Here is an 11526-nt window from a genome sequence, read left to right as displayed (position 1 = left end):
TGAGTCACAACCCTTCGTTTACTAAAGTTGACGTTTTGTTAGATTTTGCAATCTAGAATCATACATTTGATCCCCAGCCCTCTTTTTAAGAGAGTTAATGGGATCTTAGATAGATAAGCATGGCTAACCAAACTGCATTGTCACCAATTCCACATAATCTGGCTGTTATCCAGATGGTCGGTGACAATACGTCCAATGGCATCAATTTCTGCCAATTGAGCAGTGGAAAGCTGAATTTGGGCGGCTAATGCGTTGTCTCGTGCTTGTTCGGGATAACGCGCGCCGGCGATTGCATTTGTTTGGGGTTGAGCAATTAACCACGCTAAAGCTAACTGAGCAAGTGTACAATTATGAAGAAGGGCTATGGGACGCAGTTGTTGTAACGCTTGTTGAGCAAGTTCAAAGTTTTCCCTTTGAAACAGTTTATTTTTAGCACGGTTATCTGCTGGGTCGAATTCTCCCACCCACATTCTTTTACCAGCTTGCCAAGTTCCCGTAAGGATGGGTGTGATTTGGACATTAGAAGTACTTAGCGTAGGCGTAGCCCGTCGTAGACATCGCTTTTCCATAACTGCTTGCTTTCTAATTCATTCCCCTAGATAGTTTCACACTTTATCGGTCTTAGCTAGAAATTAAATCAGAGTTACAGTAGATGCAGATGGAATTGACTACAACTTTTCATGCTCTCAAAGAATGGGCAGTTGCCATAAATGCTTTGGAAAGTGGCAAAACAATTATGCTGCTCCGTAAAGGCGGTATCCATGAACGAAATGGACATTTCCAAGTTGCCCACAAGCAAATTTTGCTTTACCCTACTTATGAACATCAACAAGCTTTTATGCTGAAAGCTGAGTATGCCAATCGTGTTTATCCAGTAACATCAGGTTGGCATCCAGAGACAGTTCCCATCGGCAGTTGGGCTGAAATTACAGATATTTTGCCAGTTAGCGATGAGTCTATTGTCAACACCTTGCTTCCCTTCCATATTTGGAACGAGCATTTTATTAGCGATCGCCTCAAATGGAAAGCACGCCAGCCGCTTTATATTCTCCTCCTGCGGACATATAAACTACCCCAACAAGAAATTCCCTATCACCCTAAATACGGCGGTTGCAAATCATGGATTGATTTAGATCAACCAATTCACTTGCAAGGAGCAAAACCAGTTTTATCCGACTTTGCATACACTCAACTAGTAGAGACAATTCGCCAGATTGTCGGCGATAAGTTGTATGCTCCATCTTTGTGATAACCCAAGTTACGGGTTATCAAAGACTAATTTCTTATTGAATGCGAAGGCGCACTAAGCTGTTCCACATTTAAATTGCATAAGCTGGGCGGGCTTTTCGGTCCACCCCACAAGAATTATATTCAATTCGATTATGCAAATTAAATGTTTTTTAGCTTAGGAGATGGCGGTTGCGCTAGGCGCAACTGCAACTCCGGCTTAATCAAAAGTGCTTTTCAAACATCCTCTTAGGCGCTGATATGATGTTTTTGTTACGAAACATATCAAGATATACGGCTCACACAATTTTATTTTCACTTCATAAATGATCTTTAAGGAACTTTTGTTGCGGTTTACGCTCTCTATTAACTTAACAAAGCTTTAACCTTGCTCCGTTTGCTCAATAAAAGCTTAAAGCCATCAAACATAATTGTGAAAGCTTGGTACACACGGTCAACGATATCACAAATTCTTTTCTCTTCATCTTCAGAAATATGAATACGATTTAAAAAATCTTGCATTTTCTGCTCAAAAATTTCGTGATTATTTTCAACATCTAAATGATGTATTGAGAAGTACTTGAGGTGACTAGAATAACTGACTTGTTTCACCAACCTTGCAGTGTACTCAAAAAAGATGTGACCTGTAGACTCAAGACTCATTATCAGAGCAATTCTTTCAATATCACTACTTGCTCGAAAAACCTCCGACATTATGGCATAAGTAGCATCGCGGGTGAAAATATAATCCCGGCTATATAGCAGTTTAAGATTAGGTTCTTCAACTTTCATCTCTTGAAGATCGCTTAAAAACCATTGTTCGTGCCCCATGTCCTCGACTAAATGATGGTGAGCAACTTTACGGATTTCACTATCAGTAATTTGCATCTCGTTTATTCGTATTACATCCTGAAAAGACATAACCCAGAAGCTCAAGTATTGAGCCAACAATTTTATACTTTCTAGAGAATTTTCTCTAGTAATTTGGTTGAAAAGTGGGTGTCTAGCTAGTTGAATTTGCTTTTGAATTATATAATTATCGACGGTTTTCATATTAATCCAAGATTTCCTTAAAGAATATATTCGCGATCGTCAATACCTTCGCCAAAAAAAGAGGACGAAGAGAGAGGGTCGATATAAAGTAAGTCGGTGTTAAAAAATTAAGCTATGCGACGAAACGTAAAATCAGCCAATAGCTTAGGAATTGGTCATTACACAGTTTTTACAAAACTAAACATACACGGGTTTTATCATGCCGACTTATCTAGTTTTATAAGTAATTTCCGAAATCGGCAATAGGCTGTATGTATCTAATCAGAAAAACAAATAGTCTAATTACGAACTTCAGCAAAAATAGTAGTTATTGTTACACACAATCCCAAAAAACGCGGATAACATTAGAAAAATCTCACCCGATAAAGAAGGTGAGGTAAAGCTGTTTATCTTCGTGTGCCTCTAGCAGATGCCTTCCAAGCTATGACTTGTTAAGTAATTATCTTGAAATGGATAAAACTTAATTACTCTTTGTCTAAAGTCTTAGGCAAAAAAGTATCCCTGAAGGGTGAGAATTAGCTTGACAAAATTCTGCTATTATGCATTATTACCTAAAAGTACAAGGAGTTTGCAATGCATCGACAAATGTGCTGGTTACCTAAGTTTGGTGGCGACGGAGAGAAAATTTTGTATTTGCAGACAGAACCTAATCAACCTTGGCGTCCTTACACAGCTTTTAGAGGTTTTACAGTCCCAGATTATCAAATACCAGGTGGTTCTAAAGGTTGGGCAACTTATCAAAAACTTCTCAAAGCAGGTTGGACACTAGTACCTAGCGCACGGGCAAATGAGTTTGGCAGCAGCAGCTACGTAGAGTCAACAGCCCAAAATCAATAGTCATTGGTCATTGGTCATTGGTCATTTGTGATTCTCGGCGTCTCTACGTCTTTCTAGTCCCTCACTCGCTCACAAACCTCTGGGGGAACCTTCACCGCGAGGATCGGCGGCCCCTTCTAAAGTTCCATCAGATGTTACAGCGATCGCGTTACCATTACCCCAAGGAGTAGTTTCCTTTATTTTGTGTCCCCGACGGCTTAACTCTTGCACAGTGAGAGCATCCAAACCCCAGGATTCGACGCGCAACTGATCTGGAAGCCATTGATGATGTATGCGTGGAACAGAAACAGCTGCACCAACATCCATGTTGTATTCCAGCACATTTAGGATTACTTGCAAAACCTGGGTGATGATAGTGCTACCACCAGGCGCACCTACTGCCATACGGAAATGACCGCTTTCTGTGACAATTGTGGGAGTCATGCTGGATAAAGGAGTCTTACGAGGTGCGATGGCATTGGCATCATTACCAACCAAACCAAAGGCATTAGGCACTCCTGGCGCAGAAGCAAAGTCATCCATCTCATTGTTGAGGACAATTCCAGTTCCCGGTGTCACTACACCAGCACCAAAACCAAGGTTAATCGTGAAAGTCAGACTTACGGCGTTGCGTTCTTCATCCACAACCGTAAGATGACTGGTTTGAGGAGATTCATGCCGAGGACAAGGGGATGAGGCAGCATGGGGAGATGAGGGGAGACGAAGACATTTTGAATTTTGAATTTTGAATTTTGAATTCAAATCTCCTGGCTTGACCTCGGTCGAAGGTCTAGCCACTTGCATATTAATTTCTTGACGGCGTTTTTTGGCGTAACCTGGACTAAGCAGTTCTTGCACAGGAACTTTGACAAAATCAGGATCGCCTAAATATTCTGAGCGATCGGCGTAAGCAATCTTCATTGCTTGTACCATTAAATGTATAGCGTCGGGATGATGCCATCCCAAAGATTTCAAATCAGTGTCACCAATAATATTTAAAATCTGCAATAGATGAACGCCTCCCGATGACGGTGGTGGCATTGAGCAAATTTTAGCTTTACGAAAATTGCTACAAACTGGAGTCCGCCAGATTGGTTTGTAGGCTTTGAGGTCTTCTAGAGTAATTAAACCAGCATTTTTTACCATATCAGAAGCGATCGCACGAGCAATACTTCCGGTGTAAAAACTTTGGGGATTTTGGGCAATTTCTGTTAAAGTGCGTGCCAAATCACGCTGCACCAGCTTCTCTCCTGGTTGATAAAACTCACCATTGCGAGTAAAAATTTCCCGCGCTGCTGGATTGTTGAGAACTACTTGCTTGCGGTTTTCGTACTCTGGGAGCGAACGCCAAGTAATTTGAGGACTGAGGACAAAGCCATCTTTAGCGAGTGCGATCGCAGGTTTCATTACCTCTTGCCAAGAAAGCTTACCATAGCGACGATGCAGTTCATAAAGTCCCGCCACCGTTCCTGGTGTGCCTACTGCCAAATAACCATTAATACTTGCATTGGGGCGCACCTTTCCTTTTGCGTCTAAATACATATTTCTTGTAGCTTTCAGGGGTGCGCGTTCGCGAAAATCTAGGGCTTTGATGTCGCCAGTTTTCTCAGAATGCATCAGCAAAAATCCGCCGCCGCCGATTCCGGCTGAAAAAGGCTCAACTACCGAGATTGCAAAGGTTGTGGCTACGGCTGCATCCACTGCATTACCACCTTTGCGTAACATCGAAATTCCCGCTTCACTTGCTAAGGGATTGGCCGAAACCACCATCCCCTTTTTGCTGCGTAGGGGTAAAGTTAAGGCGGCTGATGCGACTTGGGTGTAAAGGAGAACGCCGAAAGAAAAGATTGCGATTGCAACTCGCTTGGGTTTAGCAACAGTAAGCATTTTTATACCATTTCTCCTAAAATCTTATACTTGTTTATAGCCATTTTCAATCCGGTGAGGTACAGGTATGTAAATGACCTAACCCCCTAACCCCCTTCCCGAAGCGGGAAGAGGGAAAAATTCAAGCTACGGTGTACACACAAGTCGAATTACCCCTTTAATCCCCCTTTCCAAGGGGGGAAACAGAAAATCTAATTCCCTCCCCAATACATCGGGGAGGGTTAGGGAGGGGTAAAACATAACCGCTATAGCATCTTGGTGTGAGATTATTAATATGATCTGATTTGAAAATTTTACAGCACTTGTAAGCGCTATGTTGCGAAAAATAAGTAAAACATTTTTCAAAGCTTTAACTATTGGATTATGCATCTCTAGCGGAAGCGTTCTTTCTCAAACATTACCGCTTCCCTCTAACTTAATAGGTTTTAATACACCTGAAGGTGAAAAATTATTATTTCAGAGTAAGTCAAATGAAGACTTCTTTCCACTGAGTATACAATTCACCACTCAAAATAATCAGGCATATTGTGGTGTTGCAAGTATGGTTATGGTACTGAATGGTCTACAAATTCCAGCACCAGAAGCACCGCAGTACAAGCCATATCGAATATTTACTCAAGAAAACTTTTTTAGTAATGATAATACAAAAAAAGTCCTAAGTTCTAAAGTTGTTTCTCGCCAAGGTATGACTTTAGACCAGTTAGGGCAATTACTAGCCAGCTATGGCGTTAAAGTTAATGTTTACCACGCTGCCGACACTAGTTTAGAGCAGTTCCGCAAACAAGCGGCAGAAAATTTAAAGCAGCCGCAAAACTTCGTTTTAGTAAACTACTTACGCAAAGAAATAGGTCAAGAGAAAGGTGGGCATATTTCCCCTTTAGCAGCATATAATGAGCAAACAGATAGGTTTTTAATTCTTGATGTTTCTCGTTATAAATATCCACCAGTTTGGGTAAAAACAGCAGATTTATGGAAAGCAATGCTCACAAATGATCCCTCAGTAAATAAGACCCGTGGCTTTGTATTTGTAAGCAAAAGTCTTTGATATAAGAATCTGTTCATTGAATTCATGAATCCTGCGATCGCCCATCTTCGATGTAAATAATGCGAGCTAATTATGGATACCGTAATTACACCAGAAAGAATCGAGTTACCACCTGGCGCGGTGTTGAAGCTTTTGGGAGACTGGAAAGACTATCAAGTATTGAGTCAGCAACTAGGCGATCGCTCCTCGCCTCGCATTAAATATCGAAGAGGAGAAATTTTACTGATGGCACCGCTACCAGAGCATGGAAGAGATGCGAGTTTGTTGGCATTGATAGTAATAGCTCTACTTGACCACTTAAACCGCATATATGAATCATTTACGCCCATTACCATGAGCTTGCCAGAAATTAGTGGTATTGAACCAGACTTTTGCTTTTACATTGAAAATTGCAGAGCAGTAGTAGGTAAAAAAAGAATTGATTGGGAGTCAGATCCACCACCAGATTTAGCAATTGAAATAGATGTGACAAGCTACACCGACGTTAATGATTTCTTGCCTTATCGAGTGCCAGAAGTTTGGATATTAAAGAATAATCGGTTATTAATTTATAGATTGCTCTTAGAAAGTTATGTGCTTACAGAAAGCAGCTACTTTCCTAACATGAGAGAAATTGTGCAGCAATGTCTCCAAATGGCCAATGAGCAAACAACAAGTGAAGTCATTAGGTGGTTAAAGAACTTTTTGCGTGAACAACACTAGACAGATGGTAGCACATCCTACACCATCTTCTAATTATTCGCGCCTACTTCCTTATCCTTGAGATGAACCTAATCCTTTAAATTTCCGAAATTCCTGGACTACATCTTTAATATTACGTAATTCACCCTCGATTAAACAGCTTAGTCCGTCAAGGTGCAGTGCCCCCGTACAGACATCCGTAAATTTTTGATAATTATAACGAGTAATTATACATTGATAAAATCAATATAAAAAGGGTTGCTGAATTCAGGCATGAAAATGGATTTTGCGTAATTTAAAAACTTTTGTAGAGACGTTGCAATGCAACGTCTCTACACCCAGATTCATACATTTAATCAGCAACGCCATATAAAATTACTTAATTTCAGTAAAGATACTGAACCAGCAAGCAAGTTGCTAGATTTAAACTAACTTACTAAGGCTGGTGGCGCTAACAACTCTGTTGAAATACACCAACTGCCCTAAGTTAATATCTGAATTTTCTAAGACGCTCTTCCTTGAACTGAAGTTGATGAGTGAGAACAAGGCATTTGCCTTGAAATCAGCACTTTGGCGGGGCAGGAAACTCAAAATAATCAGATATCGAACAATTCTGCTGCATAGAACACTTATCCCTCTTGCTCACTTTGGGTAAAGAATAATCAAAGGCAACTTTATGACGACTACTCAATCTTCTCAAAGCATAAATTCTCAAGACTTTTCTAACATAAATTGGTTTTATAACCCGCAAAACTTACCCATCAATGAAGCCTTGTTACTAGGAGCAAAGGAACTTCTTAAGGCTGTTTATGATTATTCTGAAGATGCCCCTGATTATTTACCGTTTTCTTATAACAATAAAAACAATAAAACAGGCTATGTAGTTCATGCAGTAAAGCAAACCCATGTACTTTGGAAACAGATAAAATGGCAAACTCAGCCTGAAGGTTCTCCCAAAGGATGGAGCGCTACTGTAACAGATGCTGGTCTTGTAACAACCCCCAACACTCCAGAATGCTTTACAGACTGTAGTGGATTCATTACAGCTTTGTTCTGCTATGCGAATGCAAATTTACAATATCCTACCCAATTTCATCTCTGGATGAAGGGAGAATCCATTCCTGAAGCTGGATGTTTCAACCCAGATAATGGGTGTGACAAGCCAAACCCAGCTAATTATTACCGCTTGTTTATTCAAGACCACAAATCGTTTAAAAACGTCACACTAGAGAACCTCATGCCGGGCGACTTGATCGCCTATGCCAACACAAAAAATCATAATGACACAGGGCATATTATGCTTGTAGCTGCCGTTGGAGATTGCCCAGATGATTCTCAATCTAAACTCGTTGTTGTCATTGACGAAACAGGAAGCCTTCACACTTGTGACACTCGCAAAGCCCAGTCATCAGGAATAGGAATGGGTATAGCTAAACTTAAACTGTCTAATTCCGCCGAGAATCCACTCAAATTCTATTGGAGCGTCTATTTACCAGATTCACAAGAACAACCAGAACCAGAAATTGGAGCTATTGCATTGGGACGTGCTCAATAAGATTTGCTATATCTCAAGAAAGTGGTCAGATCGCAATACGGTTCGGTTAAGCCCAAAAAATGAAAATGTGTAGGTTGGGTTGAGGAACGAAACCCAACATATTGTGGGGTTTGTTGGGTAACACGAATGTTCAACCCAACCTACAAATATTTTTAACCGAACCGTATTGGGTCAGCTCGGTATCGATAACTATAGTTTAGCTAAACAGATAAGTTGATGCCCTAATCAGAGTGCACTTGTTCACCTGTTGGTTGAGGTCAGTGCGATCGCTTTTTTGATTGCATCCTTCCTTTATGGTTCAAGCGCAGTTCATAATTAAATAAGTGAGATTTTATTAACAATCACAGATGGTTGACATTTAAGTTGGAGAACGAATCTAATCCTTTCGATTTGCGAAACTCCTGGACAACATCTTTAATCTCACGTAATTCCCCTTCAACTAAATAGTTTAATTGTTGCATTTCATCTGCCGAAATCTTTCCAGCAAGTGAAGCGATCGCTGTTCTTAATTCCGGGTATTTTTTCAATGTTTCTTGTCGAACAATTGGCACAGTTTCGTAAGGTGGAAAATAATGTTTATCATCTTTTAAGACAACTAAACCCAAGCGAGAAATCTGCCCATCTGTGGAATTACCCGCCACCATATCTACCTGTTTTTGAATTAAAGCACGATATATTAAACCTAAGTCCATGATTTGGGGTGGTTTTGCAAAACGTAAATCGTAAGTTTTAGCTAATCCTGCAAAACCATCTTCCCGTTCTAAAAATTCGTAGCCGAAACCGCCGCGCCACTGCGGTGTATATTGAGTAGCTTGGGTGAGAGTTTGAATGTTGTAGCGTTTGGCATCATCACCCCGAATAATCATCGCAAAAGTGTTTTCAAAACCTAAGCTTGGCATCACTTCCAGATTGAATTGCTGGGCATAAGTTTGTTTTACTATTTCATAAACTTCTTTGGAGCCATTAACTGGTTTTTGCTTTAAAATTGCAGTCAAAGCTGTGCCTGTATACTCAATATAAGCATCAATTATGCCAGCATTAATAGCATTATGACAAACAAAAGAACCACCCAAACGAGGGCGGCGAACTACTTTTAAATTAGTTGTTCTCTCGATTTGCTGCGCTAAAAGTTCACCTAAAATATCTTGTTCAGTAAAATCTTTGGAAGCAACGATAATATTACCATCATTGCTACTACTATTTAAATTCGGCGTGCAGCCAGTGATTAACAAGAACACAGCAAAACTTAAAAATAAAAATGTCAAAAATCTTTTCATTATTAACTTAATTTTTAATTTTTAATTTATTCTCCATCCAGCCAATTGCAAAGTCAGCTAGTAATGCAATTACCGCCGCCGGAACTGCACCAGCTAAAATTAACTGATTATTCACTACTGATATGCCGCGAAAGATAAAGACTCCCAAGCCACCAGCCCCAATCGCTGCTGCAATAGTTGCAATACCAATGGCAATTACCGTTGCTACTCGCACTCCTGCTAAAATTACTCCCAATGCTAAGGGAATCTCAACTTGCAACAACAATTGTCTATCTGTCATTCCCATGCCTCTCCCAGCTTCTCGAATCGCTGGATCTACGCCACTAATACCTGTGTAAGTGTTACGAATTATCGGCAGCAAGGAATATACAGTCAAAGCAACAATTGCTGGTACTGCGCCAATTCCGCCAATTATAGGAACAGGAATGAGTAAGCCAAATAGTGCCAAACTAGGAATAGTTTGGAAAACATTTGCTATACCGAGTATTGGTTGGCGGAGATAGGTTTTGCGTGTAATCAAAATACCTAATGGAATGCCTATAACTATAGCAATTCCAATTGCAATACTTACCAAAAATAGATGTTCTAGAGTATGCTGAAGAATTTCTGGGGCATACTTAACAAGGAAGAAATTTTTCATAAAGTATCTTGTAGAGAACGCAGACATTGGAGAAAGGCAAGGCTTTCTGGATGTTGCGATCGCATAAATTCATCCTTTGCCTCCAATACTACCAATTCTCCCCCATACATTAAACCAATTCTCGATGCTAAAACAAAAGCTTCTTGAATATCGTGGGTGACAAACACAACTGTCTTGCCTAATTCTTGCTGCAAATGCCGAAACTCTTGTTGAAGTTCTAAGCGCGTAATTGGATCGAGTGCGCCAAAGGGTTCATCCATCAACAACACTGGCGGATCTGCTGCTAAAGCCCTGGCTACACCGACTCTTTGCCTTTGTCCTCCCGAAAGTTCGTGCGGGTAACGCCCGGCGAATTGTGCTGGTTCTAAACCCACCAATTGCAATAATTCATAAACCCGCGTTTTAATTTGTTTCGGTTGCCAACCTTCCAAAGCGGGGACTAAACCCACATTGCGTTCAACTGTAAAATGGGGAAATAAACCAACTTCTTGAATGACGTAACCAATTTTCCGTCGCAGTTTAATTTCATCCCATTGAGTTGTGGGAATGCCATTAAATAAAACTTCGCCTTGTGTAGGTGTAAATAGGCGATTAATTAACTTCATTGTTGTGGTTTTACCGCTACCACTGCGCCCAAGTAATACCAGTGCTTCTCCTTGGTGGATGGTGAAATTGAGATTTGACACCAATGTGCGATGATTGCGGCTAAAGGTGACATCGCGGAATTCGACAGCAGTTTGGTTATTTTGCGGCATGAGTGGCTTTTGATGGACGCTAGCTATATGTAATATTATCTGCTGATTTTGCTAGCGTGCTAACCCCCGATTTACCGTAGCCTAGCGTTAGCCAGTATATTATATAGAGTGAGTTATAGCGTTAGCCTTTGGCATAACACACTTTACTATCAGTAGATCGAAAAGTTTTCCAGAATCCTTACCAGCCGTTCATTTGAATTTAGAAACACAATTTGCCACAATCCTGTTAGAGTCTGCTTTTCAAGGAACGGGCGTTGTTGGTTGGTTAAGAGTGCAGTGAGTGGAAGCGATGCCTACGGCGGGCTGCGCCTACGCGATCATCAGCCCCAAAGCGTCGGCTGAAACCCTGATTATTTCGTCAACTTACAAAAGTTTTCCATCTACTGACTATGGAATGGCACTTACTTAAGCGATCAGCAAATGCGAAAGAATAGGTTAAAAAAGTCTCCAAGCCCTTATTAAAAACCTGACTTTTCCCGTTAAGTCTTGAAAGGCTTACTGATAAAGGATTTAACAAACAGCACAGCATATACGGTAGAGTAATTGAAATCGGGTGCTAAAGGTAACAAGCAATGCTGGACTGGTGGGAG

Annotated in this window: 10 protein-coding genes and 1 pseudogene; 5 read left to right on the top strand and 6 right to left on the bottom strand. The window is 40.7% G+C overall.

The annotated features are described in order from the left end of the window. Positions 1 to 140: 140 nt before the first annotated feature. Positions 141 to 458 (bottom strand): annotated as a pseudogene (locus LC653_RS35590) (aldo/keto reductase); the annotation flags it as partial. Between the two features lie 194 nt (positions 459 to 652). Between LC653_RS35590 and LC653_RS35585 the strand changes: the two are divergent. Continuing rightward, complete coding sequence (locus LC653_RS35585) at positions 653 to 1249, top strand: DUF1802 family protein (protein WP_229499666.1); 597 nt, start codon at positions 653 to 655, stop codon at positions 1247 to 1249. 344 nt (positions 1250 to 1593) lie between these two features. Here the strand turns inward: LC653_RS35585 and LC653_RS35580 are convergent, their stop codons facing one another. Beyond that, the gene (locus LC653_RS35580) at positions 1594 to 2280 is read right to left on the bottom strand and encodes a hypothetical protein (protein WP_229499665.1); all 687 of its coding nucleotides are present in this window, start codon (positions 2278 to 2280) and stop codon (positions 1594 to 1596) included. Between the two features lie 573 nt (positions 2281 to 2853). Here LC653_RS35580 and LC653_RS35575 point away from each other — a divergent pair. Continuing rightward, complete coding sequence (locus tag LC653_RS35575) at positions 2854 to 3117, top strand: hypothetical protein (RefSeq protein ID WP_229499664.1); 264 nt, start codon at positions 2854 to 2856, stop codon at positions 3115 to 3117. 69 nt (positions 3118 to 3186) lie between these two features. Here LC653_RS35575 and ggt read toward each other — a convergent pair whose 3' ends face one another. Continuing rightward, positions 3187 to 4983, bottom strand: coding sequence for a gamma-glutamyltransferase (ggt, locus tag LC653_RS35570; RefSeq protein WP_229499663.1), 1797 nt, complete (start codon positions 4981 to 4983; stop codon positions 3187 to 3189). A gap of 313 nt (positions 4984 to 5296) precedes the next feature. Between ggt and LC653_RS35565 the strand changes: the two genes are divergently transcribed. The 3 genes from LC653_RS35565 to LC653_RS35555 all read left to right on the top strand — a co-directional run bounded on the left by LC653_RS35565 (position 5297) and on the right by LC653_RS35555 (position 8264). Continuing rightward, positions 5297 to 6028: a phytochelatin synthase family protein gene (locus LC653_RS35565; RefSeq protein WP_229499662.1), complete on the top strand. Its 732-nt coding sequence runs from the start codon at positions 5297 to 5299 to the stop codon at positions 6026 to 6028. A gap of 72 nt (positions 6029 to 6100) precedes the next feature. Further along, a complete protein-coding gene (locus LC653_RS35560; RefSeq protein ID WP_229499661.1) occupies positions 6101 to 6730 on the top strand; it encodes a Uma2 family endonuclease in 630 nt (209 codons plus the stop codon). 655 nt (positions 6731 to 7385) lie between these two features. After that, positions 7386 to 8264, top strand: coding sequence for a hypothetical protein (locus tag LC653_RS35555; RefSeq protein ID WP_229499660.1), 879 nt, complete (start codon positions 7386 to 7388; stop codon positions 8262 to 8264). A gap of 341 nt (positions 8265 to 8605) precedes the next feature. On the opposite strand, the gene LC653_RS35550 is transcribed toward LC653_RS35555, so the two are convergent. Genes LC653_RS35550 through LC653_RS35540 form a run of 3 tightly spaced genes read right to left on the bottom strand, consistent with a single transcriptional unit; the run spans position 8606 to position 10936 of the window. Continuing rightward, positions 8606 to 9541, bottom strand: a complete 936-nt coding sequence (locus LC653_RS35550; protein ID WP_229499659.1) for a glycine betaine ABC transporter substrate-binding protein — start codon at positions 9539 to 9541, stop codon at positions 8606 to 8608. Between the two features lie 7 nt (positions 9542 to 9548). After that, a complete protein-coding gene (locus LC653_RS35545) occupies positions 9549 to 10181 on the bottom strand; it encodes an ABC transporter permease (RefSeq protein ID WP_229499658.1) in 633 nt (210 codons plus the stop codon). Next, positions 10178 to 10936, bottom strand: coding sequence for an ATP-binding cassette domain-containing protein (locus LC653_RS35540; protein WP_229499657.1), 759 nt, complete (start codon positions 10934 to 10936; stop codon positions 10178 to 10180). The genes LC653_RS35545 and LC653_RS35540 overlap by 4 nt, the downstream gene beginning before the upstream one ends. Positions 10937 to 11526 lie beyond the last annotated feature (590 nt).

The sequence above is a fragment of the Nostoc mirabile CHAB5784 genome (genome assembly GCF_020829645.1).
GTDB lineage: Bacteria > Cyanobacteriota > Cyanobacteriia > Cyanobacteriales > Nostocaceae > Nostoc > Nostoc mirabile.
Note: the sequence above shows the minus strand (reverse complement) of the source record. Positions and strands in the feature narration are given on the sequence as shown.